The 16,439-nt window shown below is 63.1% G+C and carries 15 protein-coding genes; 1 reads left to right on the top strand and 14 read right to left on the bottom strand.

Going from position 1 to position 16,439, the window contains the following annotated elements; genetic code table 11:
• The first annotated feature begins 28 nt into the window (after nt 1–28).
• Nucleotides 29–337 carry a hypothetical protein gene (locus ACPS74_RS12900; protein WP_029648977.1) on the top strand — a complete coding sequence of 103 codons (309 nt, stop codon included), beginning with the start codon at nt 29–31 and terminating at the stop codon, nt 335–337.
• A 28-nt stretch (nt 338–365) separates the two neighbouring features.
• Here ACPS74_RS12900 and ACPS74_RS12895 read toward each other — a convergent pair whose 3' ends face one another.
• From ACPS74_RS12895 to ACPS74_RS12830, 14 genes are all read right to left on the bottom strand, one after another.
• Nucleotides 366–2,036: a ribonuclease J gene (locus ACPS74_RS12895; RefSeq protein WP_029648976.1), complete on the bottom strand. Its 1,671-nt coding sequence runs from the start codon at nt 2,034–2,036 to the stop codon at nt 366–368.
• Nucleotides 2,033–2,821, bottom strand: coding sequence for a biotin--[acetyl-CoA-carboxylase] ligase (locus ACPS74_RS12890; protein ID WP_083481313.1), 789 nt, complete (start codon nt 2,819–2,821; stop codon nt 2,033–2,035). Before ACPS74_RS12890 ends, ACPS74_RS12895 begins: the two co-directional genes overlap by 4 nt.
• A 30-nt stretch (nt 2,822–2,851) precedes the next feature.
• A complete protein-coding gene (nuoN, locus tag ACPS74_RS12885; RefSeq protein WP_029648974.1) occupies nt 2,852–4,285 on the bottom strand; it encodes an NADH-quinone oxidoreductase subunit NuoN in 1,434 nt (477 codons plus the stop codon).
• Nucleotides 4,286–4,298: 13 nt separating this feature from the next.
• A complete protein-coding gene (locus tag ACPS74_RS12880) occupies nt 4,299–5,807 on the bottom strand; it encodes an NADH-quinone oxidoreductase subunit M (RefSeq protein WP_029648973.1) in 1,509 nt (502 codons plus the stop codon).
• Entirely contained in the window at nt 5,807–7,843 is a 2,037-nt protein-coding gene (gene nuoL / locus ACPS74_RS12875; protein WP_029648972.1) for an NADH-quinone oxidoreductase subunit L, read from the bottom strand. Before nuoL ends, ACPS74_RS12880 begins: the two co-directional genes overlap by 1 nt.
• A gap of 8 nt (nt 7,844–7,851) precedes the next feature.
• Nucleotides 7,852–8,163 carry an NADH-quinone oxidoreductase subunit NuoK gene (nuoK, locus tag ACPS74_RS12870; RefSeq protein ID WP_018407012.1) on the bottom strand — a complete coding sequence of 104 codons (312 nt, stop codon included), beginning with the start codon at nt 8,161–8,163 and terminating at the stop codon, nt 7,852–7,854.
• Between the two features lie 11 nt (nt 8,164–8,174).
• Nucleotides 8,175–8,777, bottom strand: coding sequence for an NADH-quinone oxidoreductase subunit J (locus ACPS74_RS12865; RefSeq protein WP_029648971.1), 603 nt, complete (start codon nt 8,775–8,777; stop codon nt 8,175–8,177).
• Nucleotides 8,778–8,885: 108 nt separating this feature from the next.
• A complete protein-coding gene (gene nuoI, locus ACPS74_RS12860; protein ID WP_018407010.1) occupies nt 8,886–9,374 on the bottom strand; it encodes an NADH-quinone oxidoreductase subunit NuoI in 489 nt (162 codons plus the stop codon).
• Between the two features lie 7 nt (nt 9,375–9,381).
• A complete protein-coding gene (gene nuoH / locus ACPS74_RS12855; protein WP_370646324.1) occupies nt 9,382–10,431 on the bottom strand; it encodes an NADH-quinone oxidoreductase subunit NuoH in 1,050 nt (349 codons plus the stop codon).
• 11 nt (nt 10,432–10,442) lie between these two features.
• Complete coding sequence (nuoG, locus tag ACPS74_RS12850) at nt 10,443–12,503, bottom strand: NADH-quinone oxidoreductase subunit NuoG (RefSeq protein WP_029648970.1); 2,061 nt, start codon at nt 12,501–12,503, stop codon at nt 10,443–10,445.
• A gap of 34 nt (nt 12,504–12,537) precedes the next feature.
• Nucleotides 12,538–13,842, bottom strand: coding sequence for an NADH-quinone oxidoreductase subunit NuoF (gene nuoF / locus ACPS74_RS12845; RefSeq protein ID WP_029648969.1), 1,305 nt, complete (start codon nt 13,840–13,842; stop codon nt 12,538–12,540).
• Between the two features lie 20 nt (nt 13,843–13,862).
• Entirely contained in the window at nt 13,863–14,477 is a 615-nt protein-coding gene (gene nuoE, locus ACPS74_RS12840) for an NADH-quinone oxidoreductase subunit NuoE (protein ID WP_018407006.1), read from the bottom strand.
• Nucleotides 14,477–15,697 carry an NADH-quinone oxidoreductase subunit D gene (locus tag ACPS74_RS12835; protein WP_018407005.1) on the bottom strand — a complete coding sequence of 407 codons (1,221 nt, stop codon included), beginning with the start codon at nt 15,695–15,697 and terminating at the stop codon, nt 14,477–14,479. The genes nuoE and ACPS74_RS12835 overlap by 1 nt, the downstream gene beginning before the upstream one ends.
• A gap of 10 nt (nt 15,698–15,707) precedes the next feature.
• Complete coding sequence (locus tag ACPS74_RS12830; RefSeq protein WP_029648968.1) at nt 15,708–16,310, bottom strand: NADH-quinone oxidoreductase subunit C; 603 nt, start codon at nt 16,308–16,310, stop codon at nt 15,708–15,710.
• Between the last annotated feature and the right edge of the window lie 129 nt (nt 16,311–16,439).

Below are 16,439 nucleotides of genomic sequence, written 5' to 3'. Positions count from 1 at the left end.
CGCCTGCTCAGCGATGATGGAGTAAATAATGAAAAAGTTCCTGCCTCTCTTAGCGCTGATTTTATCGCCCGCCTTTGCTCACGCGGAGGAGGCCTTCGACTGCAGTAAAAAGTTCGACGGCGAGGTCGAATGCAAGGTCAAGCAGGACAAGGTCGCAGTTAAAGCCGTGGCGATCGACGGCGGCGAATGCGCCGCGCCGACCTCCTCGAAGGTCTACGGAAAGACCATGAAGAAGGGCGAGAAGTTCAAGCTGCCCGGCGCGCAGGAATGCTTTTACGTCAGCGGATTCACCATCACGACGACGGATGGCAAGACCCAAAAGTTTTACGCCTTCTAAAAGGCGATCCGCCTGAGCGCGCCGCCGCTCAGGTGGCCACGACCATCACATGCACGGTGGGCTTCTTGCCCCAGACGGACGATACGGCGCCGCGAACGGCGCGCTCGATCGCCTTTGAAACGGCGTCGGCGTCGCGGCGGCGCGGACGCGACAGTCCCTCGAAAGCCGCGAACAGCGCCTCGTCAATGACTTCGCCCATCTCCTCGCCGAATTTGCCGCGTTTCGGCACCCCGGCGAAGACGACGTCCGGATCGCCGACAAGCTCGCCCTTGCGGTCGACCGCCAGCGCGATGGAAATGACGCCGGTGACAGAGAGGCGCAAGCGGTCTCGCACGGCGCTGTCATCGTCAGTGATGACGACGTCGCCATCCTTCATCAGACGGCCGTGCGGGGCCTTGCCGATGATGCCCGGCGCGCCGGGCGCCAGTCGCACGATGTCGCCATTGCGCGCCGAGACGACCTGGGACACGCCATGCGACTTGGCGAAGGCCGCGTGCGCCGTGAGATGATGCGCCTCGCCATGCGCCGGCACGGCGATCTGCGGCCGGATCCATTCGTACATTTGCCTGACTTCGCCGCGGCGCGGATGGCCTGAGCAATGCACGAGGTGATCGTGGTCGGTGATGACCTCGACGCCGATGTCGCAAAGAGCGTTGATGACGCGAAAGACGTCGCGCGCATTTCCTGGAATGACGCGCGAGGAGAAGATCACCCGATCGCCCGCGACAAGCTTGATCGCCGGATGTTCGTTCGCCGCCGCCCGGGCCATGGCGGCGCGGTACTCGCCCTGGCTTCCGGTCGCGATGACGACGGTCTTGTCGCGCGGCAAGGTCGGCAGCAATTCGGGCGCATGAAATCCGGGCAGCCCGTCGAGATAGCCGCAATCTCGCGCGACCTGGATGGCGCGATCCATCGCCCTCCCGGCGACGACGACGGTGCGCCCGCAGGCCTGCGCCGCTTCGCCGATGCCGCGCAGCCGCGCAATATTGGACGCGAAAGTTGTGACCAGCACCCGGCCCGGGGCTTCGGCGATCAGCGTGCGCAACGTGCGCGCGACATCGGCTTCCGAAAAACTGTCGCCCTCGCGCAGGATGTTGGTCGAGTCGCAGATGAGCGCCGTGACGCCCTCGTCGCCAAGCGCGCGGAGCCGCGCCTCGTCGATGCGCGTTCCAACGCCGGGCTGCGGATCGATCTTCCAATCGCCGGTGTGGAGCAGCAGGCCGAGAGGCGTGCGGATCGCGAGCGCATTCGCTTCCGGAATCGAATGCGCGACGGCGACATATTCGACCTCGAATGGATCGAGATCGAGCTTTGCGCCGGCGTGCGTCAGGGAAATGTCGATCTTCGGCGCGCCAGGTTCGTTCAACCGCCGCACTTCCAAGAGGCCCGCCGCAAAGGGGGTGGCGAACACCCTGCATTTGAGCCGCGGCCATAAGGTCGCGAGCCCGCCGATATGATCCTCATGCGCATGGGTGATGCAAATGCCGACGAGATCGCGCGCGATCTTCTCGACGAAGGCGATGTCGGCGAAGACGAGGTCGACGCCGGGCGCCTCCGGCCCCGGAAAGCCCAGGCCGCAGTCGACCATCAGCCATTTGCGCGCTTTCGGCGGCCCGTAGCCGTAGAGCGCCATGTTCATGCCGATTTCGCCCAAGCCGCCGAGCGGCACGAAGACGAGGTCTGCGTCCGGCGTCGTCATGCGACGCCTCCCGCTGTGGTCTGGCGCGGACCGAGCGACACGTCGCCCGCCTCGATGACGCGCTCGCCGTCCTGCGTCGCTAATACGAGACGGCCGATCGCGTCGATGCTTGCGAGGCGCCCCTCGACGGTCTCGCGCGGCAGCTCAACGCGGATTTGGGCGCCGATATAGGCGGCGTCCTTGAGCCAAGCGTCTCGGATGCGGGCGAAGCCCTCGCCGCCCCGCCAAAGATCCAGCGTGTCGACGAGCGCGTCGGACAGATGCGTAAAGATCGTCGCAGCGTCTGGCGCGTTCGGCCCGATCGACGCAAGCGCGCGCGCTTCAAAGGGCAGATCGTGCGGCTTCTCGGCGCAGTTGACGCCGAGGCCAATGATTGCGACCGAGGCGCGCGGCGCGCGCGCGTCGCCTGTCGGCACGCCGACATTCTCAAGCAGAATCCCGCCGAGCTTGGCGCCATCGAGCAGAAGATCATTAGGCCATTTCAGCGTGAAGCGGCCGGCGCCGCCCGTCGCGGCGCGCAGACCGCGCATCGCCGCGACCCCCGCCACGAAGCCAAGCTGCGGCGCCACGGCGGCGTCGCCGAAATCGCCAAGAACAAGGCTCGCGTGAAGATTGCCCGGCGGCGAAATCCATTCGCGTCCGAGACGGCCATGGCCGCGCGTCTGCCGCGCGGCGACCACCCATAAAGGTCCGCGCTCGCCCGCCTCGATCAGACGTCGGGCTTCGTCATTGGTCGAATCGACGCTCTCCAGCGCGAGGAGGCGCACGCCGCGGGCGCGCGCCAATGATCCCAACTCCACGCGCGAATTACCTCCCTAGAAAAGCGACTTCGCCGCCGCCGCCGCCGCATCCATGACTGGGGAGGGATAGACCCAAAAGCCAAGCAGCGCCAGCGTGGAGGCGCCAAGCACCGCGCGCAGCGCCATCGGCGCACGGTCGAAGGCCGGCGCCGGTTCATCAAAATACATGACCTTGACGACCCGCAGATAGTAATAGGCGGCGACCGCGCTCGCCAGGACGCCGATGACCGCGAGGCCAAAGAGGCCAGCGTCGACCGCGGCGAGCAGCACGTAATATTTGGCGAAAAAGCCTGCGAGCGGCGGAACGCCGGCAAGCGAGAACATCAGCATCGCCAGGAAGAAGGCCATCCAGCTATTGGTGCGCGACAGGCCGGCGAGGTCCGAGACGTTCTCGACATATCTGCCTTCGACGCGCATCGCGAGAATGGCGGCGAAGGTCCCGAGCGTCATGATCAGATAGATCGTGAGGTAGATCGCGACGCCGCGCACGCCCGCCTCGTCGCCGGCAGCCAGTCCGATCAGCGCAAAGCCCATATGGCCGATCGAGGAATAGGCCATCAGCCGCTTGATGTTCTCCTGTCCGATGGCCGCGAAGGAGCCCAGCAGCATCGAAGCGATGGCGATGAAGATGATGATCTGGCGCCATTGGTCTTTCACGCCCGGGAAGGCGGTAATGACAATGCGCACGGTGATCGCCACCGCCGCCATTTTGGCGGCCGAAGCGAAGAAGGCGGTGACCGGCGTGGGCGCGCCCTGATAGACGTCGGGCGTCCACATATGGAAGGGCGCCGCCGACATTTTAAAGGCGAGCGCGGCGAGGACGAAGACGAGCCCGAAGATCACGCCGATCGGCGCCGAGGTCGAGACGACCGCCGCGATCCCGGCGAAAGACACTGTCCCCGCGAAGCCATAGAGCAGCGACGCGCCGTAAAGCATCATGCCGGACGAGAGCGCGCCGAGGACGAAATATTTCAGCCCGGCCTCCGACGATCGCCCGTCGTCGCGCGCGAAGGCCGCCATGACATAGAGCGCCAGCGACATCAGCTCGAGGCCGAGATAGAGCGCGATGAGGTTATCGGCCGAAATCAGCAGCAACATGCCGAGCGTCGAGAGAATGATGAGCACCGGATATTCGAATTTCTCGAGCCCGTTGCGTTGCAGCCAGTCGACGGACAGCAGAATCGACACGATCGCGCCGATGAGCGTCAGCGCTTTCATGAAGCGCGAGAACCCGTCGTCGATATAGGCGCCGTCGAAGATGCTCGTGTCGGGCGTGCTCGACAGAGCGATCGCGACCAAGGCGAGGCCCAGAATGCCGACGGCCATTTCGTCGACGAGGCCAAAACCGCGCTCGCCGCGGAAGGCGCCGATGAGGATGAGCGCCATCACGCCGACGGCGAGAATCGTCTCGGGAAGAAAGTGATGCGCGAGTTGAACAAAAAAGGGCATCGTCAGCGATCCGTCATTGGCCAGCGGCCGCGAGCTTAACCGCGTCGATGAGCGCCGTATGGGTCTGGATGAGATTGTCGACCGACGCCTGCGTCGCGTTCAGAATGGCCTGCGGCTGCACGCCGTAGTAAATCGTGAGCAGAACGAGAGGCGTGAAGATCGCAATCTCGCGCGGCGTCAGATCGGTGATGTTCTTGAGGCTGGCCTTGTCCAAGACCCCGAAGATCACGCGGCGGTAGAGATAGAGCGCATAAGCCGCAGACAGAACGACGCCGCTCGTCGCGATTAGCGCCACCCAGCTATTCGCCTGGAACGCGCCGGTCAGCGACAGGAATTCGCCGATGAAGCCCGTCGTTCCTGGCAGGCCGACATTGGCCATGGTGAACAGCATGAATACGAAGGCGTAGATCGGCATGCGGTTGACGAGCCCGCCATAGGCGGAGATCTCGCGCGTATGCATGCGGTCGTAGATCACGCCGACGCAAAGGAACAGCGCGCCGGAGACGAGGCCGTGCGAGATCATCTGGAAGATCGCGCCCTGCATGCCTTGCGCATTGAGCGTGAAGAGGCCCATCGTGACGAAGCCCATATGCGCGACGGACGAATAGGCGATGAGCTTCTTGATGTCTTCCTGAACGAGCGCGACGAGCGAAGTGTAGACGATCGCGATCACCGACAGCGCGTAGATGAGCGGCGCGAAATTGGTCGAAGCGTCGGGAAACATCGGCAGCGAGAAGCGGATGAAGCCGTAGCCGCCCATCTTCAGCAGAATCGCCGCCAGGATCACGGAGCCGGCCGTCGGCGCCTCGACATGCGCGTCAGGCAGCCAAGTGTGCACCGGCCACATCGGCATCTTCACCGCGAAGGAGGCGAAGAAGGCGAGCCACAGCCAGGTCTGCATCTCCTTGGGGAAGTCGGTATGCAGCAGCACGGTGATGTCGGTCGTGCCGGCTTTGCCATACATGGCGAGGATCGCGACCAGCATGAGGAGCGAGCCGACGAGCGTGTAGAGAAAGAACTTGAAGCTCGCGTAGACGCGCCGCTTGCCGCCCCAGATTCCGATGATGAGGAACATCGGAATAAGGCCGCCCTCAAAGAAGAGATAGAACAGCACGATGTCGAGCGCGCAGAAGACGCCGATCATCAGCGTCTCGAGCACCAGGAAGGCGATCATATATTCCTTCACGCGCTTCTGGATCGAATCCCAGGAAGCGAGAATGGCGAAGGGCATCAAGAAGGTCGTCAGCAGGACGAAGGGCATCGAAAAGCCGTCGACGCCCATCTTGTAGACAAGACCCGAACCGAGCCAGTTTTTCTCCTCGACGAACTGAAACGCCGCGCTTGTCGTGTCGAAGCCGGACCAGATGACAAGCGACAGCGCGAAGGTCGCGAGCGTCGTCGCCAGCGTCGCCCATCGGATATTGCGCAGGCTCGCTTCATCGTCGCCCTTCTGCGTGAGCAGGAAGGCGACGCCGACCAGCGGCAGAAAGGTGACGCCGGAGAGAATGCCGAAACCAAACATCAGCGCAGCCCCCCGGCGACGAAGTATGTGACGACCGCCGCGACGCCAATGAGCATGGCGAAGGCGTAGTGATAGACGTAGCCGGTCTGCAAGCGCACGGCGAGCCTGGCGCCATCGGCCACTCGCGCGGCCACCCCGTCAGGCCCGAGGCCGTCAATGATCGCGCCGTCGCCGCCCTTCCAGAACATTCTGCCCAGAGCAAAGGCCGGCCGGACGAACAGGAAGTCGTAGAGCTCGTCGAAATACCATTTGTTGAGCAGGAACTGGTAAAGCCGCGGGAAGGTTCTCGCGATCGCCTGAGCGGTTCCCGGCTTCAGCACATAGACATAGAGCGACACGAGGAAGCCCAGAACCATCATCACGGTCGGCGCATAGCCGGCCCAGGCGGGAATGGCGTGCATCTCGTGCAGGATCTCGTTGTGCGCGCCGGTAAAGATCGCGCCCTTCCAGAATTCGGCATAGGCGTGACCGGCGAAATCGGGCTCGAACACATAGCCGGCGGCAAGCGCGCCAACGGCGAGCACCGCCAGCGGGATCAACATCACCAGCGGCGATTCATGCGGCGCATGGTGGCCATGATCGTCATGACCGTGATCGTCGTGCGCGTGATCGTCGTGGCCGTGAGCATGCGCGTCCGCGGTCGCCGGTTCGTCATGCGAATGATTGACCGCGACGGGATGCGCCGCGCGATGGCCGAAGAAGGTCATGAACACCAGACGCCAGGAATAGTAGGAGGTCAGTCCCGCGGCGACGACGGTCGCGACGAAGCCGATCATCGCCGTTGTGTGGTGTTCCCCGGCGGCGAACGCCGCCTCGATGATGCCGTCCTTTGAGAAATAGCCTGACGTAAAGGGAAAGCCGGTCAGCGCCAGCGTGCCGATCGTCATCATCGCGAACGTGAAGGGTATGTCCTTGCGCAGTCCGCCCATGTTGCGCATGTCCTGCTCGTGATGCATCGCGTGGATGACCGAGCCCGCGCCTAGAAACAGCAGCGCCTTGAAGAAGGCATGCGTGAAGAGATGAAAGATGCCGAGCGAATAGGCGCCGACGCCTTCCGCGACAAACATATAGCCGAGCTGCGAACAGGTTGAATAGGCGATGACGCGCTTGATGTCGTTTTGAACGAGACCGACCGTCGCGGCGAAAAAGGCGGTCACCGCGCCGATGATGGTCACGAATGCGAGAGTCGCCGGCGCATATTCGAAAATCGGCGAAAGGCGCGCGACCATGAAGACGCCGGCCGTCACCATCGTCGCGGCGTGAATGAGCGCCGAGACCGGCGTCGGGCCCTCCATCGCATCCGGCAGCCAGGTGTGCAGCAGGAATTGCGCCGACTTGCCCATCGCGCCGATGAATAGCAGGAAGGTGGCGAGCGTCAGCGCGTCGACATCCAAGCCGAAGACATGGATCGTCTTGCCGGCAAGCCCCGGGACGGCGGCGAAGACCTCCTCAAAGCCAAGCGACTTCGTCAGCTGGAAGACGAGGAAAATCCCGAGCGCGAAGCCAAAGTCGCCGACGCGGTTGACGACGAAGGCCTTGATTGCGGCGGCGTTGGCCGAAGGCTTTTGATACCAGAAGCCGATGAGCAGATAGGACGCGAGACCGACGCCCTCCCAGCCAAAGAACATCTGCACGAGATTGTTGGCCGTCACCAGCATCAGCATGGCGAAAGTAAACAGCGACAGATAAGCGAAGAAGCGCGGGCGATCCGGATCCTCGTGCATGTAGCCGATGGAATAGAGATGCACGAGGCTCGACACCGTGTTGACGACGACGAGCATCACCGCCGTCAGCGTGTCGACCCGCAGCGCCCAGTCGACCTTTAGGTCGCCCACGGTCATCCAATTGCCGATGATCGGCGCATAGCCGTGATCGTGGCCGAGCGCGACGTCGAAGAAGACGATCCACGACAGCACGGCGCAGATCATCAAGAAGCCCGTCGTGACCAGCTCCGAGGCGCGCACCCCGATCCAAGGTCCGAGCGCGCCTGCGATCAGAAAGCCGACAAGCGGAAGAAAGACGATGGCGTAAATCATCGCTGGGGTCAGCCCTTCAAGGAATTGATGTCTTCGACGGCGATCGTGCCGCGGTTGCGATAGAAGGTGACGAGAATCGCGAGGCCGATCGCCGCCTCCGCCGCCGCGACGGTCAGAACGAAGAGCGCGAACACCTGACCTGTCAAATCGGCGAGCGACTGCGAGAAGGCGACAAAGTTCAGATTGACCGCAAGCAGGATCAGCTCAACCGACATGAGAATGACGATGATGTTCTTGCGGTTGAGGATGATGCCGGCGACGCCGAGCGTGAACAGGACCGCTGCGACGACGAGGTAATGCGTGAGGCCGATGGTCAGCATGGATGTCCTCGTTAGACGCCGGTCCGGAACGGAACTTTTTTGATCTCGATCACATTTTCGCGCGTGCGCGCGTTCTGCTCCTCGATCTTCTGCCGCTTGATGTTGGGCTTGTGATGCAGCGTCAGCACGATGGCGCCAATCATGGCGGTGAGCAGCACAAGCGCAGACGCCTGAAAGAAGATCACATATTTCGTATAGAGGATTTGGCCGAGCGCCGCGGTGTTGCTCATTTGCGGAATGATCGGATTGGCGGCGGCGTCGGCGGCCGAAGGCGCCGAACTCCATCCGAGCGCAACGAAACCCAGTTCCGCGAGGACGACGACGCCGACCCCGACGCCGACCGGAAGATATTTGGCGAAGCCCTGCTTCAGTTCGGCGAAATCGACGTCGAGCATCATGACGACGAACAGGAACAGCACCGCGACCGCGCCGACATAGACGACGATCAGGATCATCGCCAGGAACTCCGCGCCGGCGAGCAGAAACAGCCCCGCGCCATTGCAGAAGGCGAGGATGAGAAAGAGCACCGAGTGCACCGGATTGCGCGCGAAGATCACGACGCCGGCCGAGGCGATCATGATCGTCGCGAATAGGTAGAAAAATACGGCCTGCACGTTCTTCGTCCTCTCGAGCGCTGCGCTTCGCGCCGCTCACATGCGAGCCTGGGGGCTCGCGGTCCAATTCCTGCCCTGGACCGCGAGCCTCCAGGCTCGCAAATCCAATTACCTGTACTGCGCGTCCATCGCGATGTTGCGCGCGATCTCGCGCTCCCAGCGGTCGCCGTTATCGAGCAGACGCTCCTTGTTGTAGTAGAGCTCCTCGCGCGTCTCGACCGAGAATTCCGAATTTGGCCCCTCGACGATGGCGTCGACCGGGCAGGCCTCCTGGCAGTAACCGCAATAGATGCATTTGACCATGTCGATGTCGTAGCGCGTCGTGCGGCGGGTTCCGTCGTTGCGGCGCGGTCCGGCTTCGATGGTGATCGCTTGCGCAGGACAGATCGCCTCGCAGAGCTTGCAGGCGATGCAGCGCTCCTCGCCGTTCGGGTAGCGGCGCAGCGCGTGCTCGCCGCGGTAGCGCGGCGACTGCGGATTTTTCTCGTGCGGATAGTTGATCGTCGCCTTCGGCTTGAAGAAGTAGCGCATCGACAGCAGAAATGCGCCGACGAACTCGGTGAGGAAGAGCGACTTGGCGGCTTGATCGAGTTTCATGACGGCCTCAACTGCCTGCCGGTCCCGCCGGCCAGAACTGCAGCACGGCGGCGACGATGACGACCATGGCGAGGGAGATCGGCAGGAAGACTTTCCAGCCCAAACGCATCAGCTGATCGTAGCGATAGCGCGGCACGAAAGCCTTCACCATGGCGAAGAAGAAGAAGAAGAAGCTCACCTTCAGCGTGAACCAGATCACGCCCGGCACATAGGTGAACGGCGCGATTTTGATCGGCGGCAGCCAGCCGCCGAAGAACAGGATCGTCAGCAGCGCGCACATGGTGACGATCGCCACATATTCGGCGAGCATGAACAGAACGTAGGGCGTCGCGGAATATTCGATCATGAAGCCGGCGACGAGCTCCGACTCCGCCTCCACGAGATCGAACGGCGGACGATTGGTCTCGGCGAGCGCCGAGACGAAGAAGACGACGAACATCGGGAACAGGCGCAGCCAATACCAGCCGGCCATGCCGTAGGACGTATCCTGCGCATTGACGATGTCGGTCAGATTGAGCGAGCCGGCGCAGAGCAGCACCGTGATGATGACGAAGCCGATCGAGACTTCATAGGACACCATCTGCGCCGCCGAGCGGAGCGCGGACAGGAACGGATATTTCGAGTTCGACGCCCAGCCGCCCATGATGACGCCATAGACGCCGAGCGAGGACAGCGCGAAGATATAAAGGATCCCGACATTGATGTCGCCGACCGCCCAACCGTCGGCGACCGGAATGACGGCCCAGGCGGCGATCGAGAGCGTCGCCATGATGAAGGGCGCGAACAGGAAAACTCCCTTGTTGGCGACGTCCGGGATCACCGGCTCCTTGAGCGCGAACTTGAGGAAGTCCGCGAAGCTCTGCAGCAACCCCCAAGGTCCGACGACATTCGGTCCGCGGCGCAACTGCACCGCCGCCCAGATCTTGCGGTCGGCGAGGATCACATAGGCCACATAGATGAGCAACGCGACCGCGAGCAAAACGCTCTTCACGAGCGCGAGAACAAGCGGATACGCGATGAAGAAATCCGAAATGGCGCTCGCCCAACCGTCGCTCACGTCCAAAGCTCCTATTCCGCCGCCTGAGCAAGCCGGCCCTGCGCCAGCGCCGAACATTCCGCCATGACCGCCGAGGCGCGGGCGATCGGATTTGTGAAGTAGAAGTTTTGGATCGCCGGCGCGAAGGAATCCTTCATCGCCACCGCCGGATGGTTGGCGAGAGCGACCACCTGCGCGTGATCGCCCGGCGCAATCTCGTCCAGTTCGGCAAAGTGCGGGTGGGACTCGACGAGCAGCCGTCGCAACGCCGCAAGCGAATCGAAGGGCAGCGGAGCGCCGAGCGCGCCGGATAGCGCACGCAGCACCGCCCAATCCTCACGCGCTTCTCCGGGCGGGAAGACGACGCGGAAGGCGCGCTGCACGCGGCCCTCCGTATTGACGTAAAGCCCGGACTTTTCCGTATAGGCGGCGCCGGGCAGGATCACGTCGGCGCGATGCGCGCCGCGATCGCCATGCGTGCCGATGTAAACCACGAAGGCCCCGGGTTCGATGGCGATTTCGTCAGCGCCGAGGTTGAAGATGAGATCGAGCGCGCCGGCCTTCGCCATCGCGCGCGCATCCAACCCGCCGGCGCCCGGCGTGAAGCCGAGATCGAGCGCGCCGACGCGCGCGGCCGCCGTATGCAGGACCGAGAAGCCGTTCCAGCCATCGCCGAGACCGCCGAGCCTTTGCGCGGCCTGAGCGGCGAGCGTGAGCGCCGCCTCGCCGTCGTCACGCGCGAGAGCGCCCTGCCCGACGATGACGAGCAGCTTTTCAGCCGGCTTTGCGGCGCGGATGAACTGCAGAAGCGATTCCGGTCCGGCTCCGAGATAGTCGTAGTCGTAGGTGAGATCGGCGCGCTCGCCGACCAGCGAGATCTTGAAGTCGCCTCTGAGCCAGCGCTTGCGGAGTCGCGCGTTGAGAACAGGCGCTTCCTTGCGCGGATTGGCGCCGATGATGAGCGCGGCGCCCGCCTGCTCGATCCCCGCGACCGTCGCGTTGAAGAGATAAGAGGCGCGGCCGAATTTCGGATCGAGTTTGGCGCCGTCCTGGCGGCAATCGAGGTTGGGCGTTCCAAGCTGCGCGGCGACAAGCTTCAGCGCGAAGGTCTCTTCGACCGCGGCGAGATCGCCGACAAGCGCGCCAATGCGCGACGCGGGCGTCGCCTTGGTTTTGGCGGCGACGGCGGCGAGCGCCTCCTGCCAGGAGGCCGGACGCAGCCGGCCATTCTCGCGGATATAGGGGCGATCAAGACGCTGCGTCTTCAGACCGTCGACGATCTGGCGCGTCTTGTCGGAAATCCACTCCTCGTTCACGAGGTCGTTGATGCGCGGCAGAATGCGCATGACTTCACGGCCGCGCGAGTCGACGCGGATGGCCGAGCCAAGCGCGTCCATGACGTCGATCGTCTCGGTCTTCTGATATTCCCAGGGACGGCCACGGAAGCTTTGCGGCTTAGGCAGCAGCGCGCCGACCGGACAAAGATCCGCGACATTGCCCTGCAGCTCCGAAGTCATCGCGCTTTCGAGATAGGTGGTGATCTCCATATCTTCGCCGCGGCCGATCGCGCCCATGTCGCCCGTTCCGGCGACTTCCGCCGTGAAGCGGACGCAACGGGTGCAATGGATGCAGCGGTTCATCTCGGTCTTGACCAGGACGCCGATATATTTGTCCTCGACCGCGCGCTTGTTTTCATGAAAACGCGAGCTGTCGACGCCAAAGACCAGCGCCTGATCCTGCAGATCGCATTCGCCGCCCTGATCGCAGATCGGGCAATCCAGCGGATGGTTGATCAGCAGGAACTCCATCACCCCTTCGCGCGCCTTCTTCACCATCGGCGATTTGGTGAGGACTTCCGGCGGCGCGCCGTTCGGACCGGGGCGCAAATCCTTCACCGACATGGCGCAGGAGGCCTGCGGCTTCGGCGGCCCGCCCTTCACCTCGACGAGGCACATGCGGCAGTTGCCGGCGATCGACAGGCGCTCGTGATAACAAAAGCGCGGAATCTCGGCGCCGGCCTGCTCGCACGCCTGCAGCAGGGTGAAATCCCCGGGCACGTCCACTTCGACGCCATCGACGAGAATCTTGGTCACTTCGCTCTCTCCGAAGTCTCGATGGGTTCGATCATCACTCGGCCGCCACGCGGATCGGATCGGGATGCGGATTAGCCGCATATTGATCGATGCGCTGTTCGATCACATCGCGGAAATGCGTGATGAGCCCCTGGATCGGCCAGGCCGCGGCGTCGCCGAGCGCGCAGATCGTGTGGCCTTCGATCTGCTTTGACACATCGAACAGCATGTCGATCTCTTTTTTATGCGCGCGGCCTTCGACCATGCGCTGCACAACGCGCCACATCCAGCCCGTGCCCTCGCGGCAGGGCGTGCACTGGCCGCAGCTCTCGTGCTTGTAGAAATAGGCGAGGCGCGCGATGGCGCGGATGATGTCGGTCGATTTGTCCATGACGATCACCGCCGCCGTGCCGAGACCGGACTTCAGCGCCACGAGGCTGTCGAAATCCATCGGGCAGTCGACGATCTCATGCGACGGCACGCAGCGGACCGACGAGCCGCCGGGAATGACCGCAAGCAGATTGTCCCAGCCGCCGCGCACGCCCGCGCAATGGGTCTCGATGAGTTCGCGGAACGAGATCGACATCGCCTCTTCGACGTTGCACGGCCGATTGACGTGGCCGGAAATCGAAAAGAGCTTGGTGCCCGTGTTGTTGGGCCTGCCGATGCCGGAAAACCACGCGGCGCCGCGGCGCAGGATGGTCGGCGCGACAGCGATCGACTCGACGTTATTGACCGTCGTCGGGCAGCCATAGAGACCGACATTGGCCGGGAACGGCGGCTTCAAGCGCGGCATGCCCTTCTTGCCTTCAAGGCTTTCAAGCAGCGCAGTCTCTTCGCCGCAAATATAAGCGCCCGCGCCGTGATGGACGTAGAGGTCGAAGGGATAGCCGTGAATATTGTTCTTGCCGATCAGCCGCGCATCATAGGCTTCGTCGACGGCTTTCTGGAGCGCGATGCGCTCGGCGATAAACTCGCCGCGAATGTAAATGTAACAGGCATGCGCGCCCATGGCGAAGCTCGCGATGAGCGCGCCTTCGACCAGCGTGTGCGGATCGTTGCGCATGATCTCGCGATCCTTGCACGTGCCGGGCTCCGACTCGTCGGCGTTGATGACGAGATAATGCGGCCGCTTGGGATCGATTTCCTTCGGCATAAAGGACCATTTCAGGCCCGTCGAAAACCCGGCGCCCCCACGCCCGCGCAGACCCGACGCCTTGATCTCATTGATGATCGAGTCGCGACCTTTGTCGAGCAGCGCCTTGGTGTTGTCCCACTGGCCGCGCTTTCGCGCGCCGGCAAGCGATCTGTCGCCCAGGCCATAAAGATTGGTGAAGATACGATCTGCGTCGGAAAGCATGGTTTTTCCTCTTCCCTCCGCTACTTCGCGCCGTCGCCGTAAAGCGAGGTCAGACTCGTCAGCTTGCCGACCGGCTCCGAAGAGACGCGCCCGATTTGCGAGCCTATCTTCACTGGGCGACCCGCGGCGAGATTGTCGAGAAGCTTCTCGAAATTCTCGGCGGTCAGATCCTCGTAATAGTCGTCGTTGATCTGCACCATCGGCGCGTTGCAGCACGCGCCGAGGCATTCGACCTCGAGCCAGGAAAACAGCCCATCGTCGGTCACGCGCCGCTGGGGACCGACCCGGCGATGCAGCACCGCGATAAGGTCGTCAGAGCCGGCAAGCAGGCACGGCGTCGTGCCGCAAAGCTGGATGAAATATTTGCCGACGGGCTCGAGGTTGAACATCGAATAGAAGGTCGCGATTTCAAGCACGCGGATCTTCGCCATGCCGAGCGCATCTGCGACTTTTTCGATCGCCGCCTGCGACAACCAATTGTCATGCTGCTTTTGCGCCTGCCATAGCGCCGGCACGACCATCGAGGCCTGGCGGCCATCGGGATATTTGGCGATCTGCTTCTCAAGCCACGCCTTGTTTTCGGGCGTGAACTCAAAGCTCTCTGTCTGTTTCTCGGCGAGACGACGGACGGACATTAGCGATCGACCTCCCCGAACACGATGTCGAGCGAACCCAGAATCGCCGAGACGTCGGCGAGCATGTGGTTCTTGCAGAGAAAATCCATGGCGGACAAATGCGCGAAGCCCGGCGCGCGAATCTTGCAGCGATAGGGCTTGTCGCCGCCGTCGGACACGAGATAGACGCCGAATTCGCCCTTGGGCGCCTCGACCGCGGCGTAGACTTCACCCTCGGGCACGTGGAAGCCCTCGGTGAAGAGCTTGAAGTGATGGATCAAGGCTTCCATCGAGCGCTTCATCTCGCCGCGCGAGGGCGGCGTGATCTTATGATTGGGCGCCATCACCGGACCACGGTTTTCGGCGCGCATCAGCTTTTCGACGCATTGTTTCATGATCGAGGTCGACTGCCGCATCTCCTCCATGCGGATCACGGCGCGGTCGTAGCAATCGCCATGCTTGCCGACCGGGATGTCGAACTCCATCTCCTCGTAGCACTCATAAGGCTGCGCCTTGCGCAGATCCCAGGCGGCGCCCGAGCCGCGCACCATCACGCCCGAGAAGCCCCATTTCCAGGCGTCTTCGAGAGAGATGACGCCGATGTCGACGTTGCGCTGCTTGAAGATGCGGTTGCCGATGAAGAGTTCATCGAGATCTTCGACGACCTTGAGGAACGGATCGCAAAAGGCGCCGATATCCTCGACGAGCTGGTCGGGAAGGTCGCGCGCGACGCCACCGGGCCGGAAATAATTGGCGTGCATGCGCGCGCCCGAGGCGCGCTCGTAGAACACCATCAGCTTCTCGCGCTCTTCATAGCCCCAGAGCGGCGGGGTGAGCGCGCCGACGTCCATCGCCTGCGAAGTGACGTTGAGCAGATGCGACAAGAGGCGGCCGATTTCGGCGTAAAGCACGCGAATGAGCTGACCGCGGCGCGGAACTTCGACGCCGAGCAGACGCTCGATGGCGAGACAGAAGGCGTGCTCCTGGTTCATCGGCGCGCAATAGTCGAGCCGATCGAAGTAAGGCACGTTCTGCAGATAGGTGCGCGACTCCATCAGCTTTTCGGTGCCGCGATGCAGGAAGCCCACATGCGGGTCGACGCGCTCGACGACTTCGCCGTCGAGCTCGAGGATCAGGCGCAGCACGCCATGCGCCGCCGGATGCTGCGGGCCGAAGTTGATGTTGAAGTTACGCAGGCCCTGTGATTCGGGCTTCGCTGGCGCGGGGGTTTGATCGTTCATCTCGACGCGCTCACTTGCTCGCCTTCTCGTCGCCGGGAAGGTCGTAGTGCACGCCCTCCCACGGCGAGAGGAATTCGAAGTTGCGGTATTCCTGGCTGAGCCGCACCGGCTCATAAACGACGCGCTTCTGCTCGTCGTCGTAGCGCACCTCGACGAAGCCCGTCATCGGGAAGTCCTTGCGCAGCGGATGACCGTCGAAGCCGTAGTCGGTCATGATGCGGCGCAGATCGGGATGGCCGGAAAAGATCACGCCAAAGAGATCGTAAGTCTCGCGCTCGAACCAGTCAGCGCCGGGATAGAGCGTGACGAGCGAGGCGACAGGCGTTTCTTCCGACGCCGGCGTCTTGATGCGGATACGGCGGTTGTATTTGGGCGAGAGCAGATGCGCGACGACCTCGAAACGCTCGGCCCGCTGCGGGTAATCCGCCGCCGTCACGTCGATGAAGCACACGTAGAGGCAGTCGGGACTGTCGCGCAGATGGGCGGCGACCTCGAGCCAGCGGTCGCGCACGACGGTCAGCGTAAGTTCGCCATAGGCGACCTTCACATCCGTCACCGCGCCGAGCAAGGCGCCGCTGATTTTAGCGCCGAGAGCTTCCAACTCAGCCGACATTCTAAATTCCTTGGCCTGCCGCTCTTCCCTCTTCCTTCGAGACGGCGGCTGCGCCGCCTCCTCAGGATGAGCGAATTGCCTGACCCGACCTCATCCTGAGGAGCCCGCGCGAGCGGGCGTCTCAAAGGA

The sequence above is a fragment of the Methylocystis sp. SB2 genome (assembly GCF_049817085.1).
GTDB lineage: Bacteria > Pseudomonadota > Alphaproteobacteria > Rhizobiales > Beijerinckiaceae > Methylocystis > Methylocystis rosea.
Note: the sequence above shows the minus strand (reverse complement) of the source record. Positions and strands in the feature narration are given on the sequence as shown.

Bases quoted from the DNA above. Each gene is read 5' to 3' on its own strand.
- nuoF (WP_029648969.1), bottom strand. From the start codon at position 13,842: ATGCTTTCCGACGCAGATCGTATCTTCACCAATCTTTATGGCCTGGGC.
- nuoE (WP_018407006.1), bottom strand. From the start codon at position 14,477: ATGTCCGTCCGTCGTCTCGCCGAGAAACAGACAGAGAGCTTTGAGTTC.
- ACPS74_RS12880 (WP_029648973.1), bottom strand. From the start codon at position 5,807: ATGTTTGGTTTCGGCATTCTCTCCGGCGTCACCTTTCTGCCGCTGGTC.
- ACPS74_RS12900 (WP_029648977.1), top strand. From the start codon at position 29: ATGAAAAAGTTCCTGCCTCTCTTAGCGCTGATTTTATCGCCCGCCTTT.
- nuoK (WP_018407012.1), bottom strand. From the start codon at position 8,163: ATGCTGACCATCGGCCTCACGCATTACCTCGTCGTCGCAGCGGTCCTG.
- nuoI (WP_018407010.1), bottom strand. From the start codon at position 9,374: ATGAAACTCGATCAAGCCGCCAAGTCGCTCTTCCTCACCGAGTTCGTC.
- nuoN (WP_029648974.1), bottom strand. From the start codon at position 4,285: ATGCCCTTTTTTGTTCAACTCGCGCATCACTTTCTTCCCGAGACGATT.
- ACPS74_RS12895 (WP_029648976.1), bottom strand. From the start codon at position 2,036: ATGACGACGCCGGACGCAGACCTCGTCTTCGTGCCGCTCGGCGGCTTG.
- ACPS74_RS12830 (WP_029648968.1), bottom strand. From the start codon at position 16,310: ATGTCGGCTGAGTTGGAAGCTCTCGGCGCTAAAATCAGCGGCGCCTTG.
- ACPS74_RS12835 (WP_018407005.1), bottom strand. From the start codon at position 15,697: ATGAACGATCAAACCCCCGCGCCAGCGAAGCCCGAATCACAGGGCCTG.
- nuoL (WP_029648972.1), bottom strand. From the start codon at position 7,843: ATGATTTACGCCATCGTCTTTCTTCCGCTTGTCGGCTTTCTGATCGCA.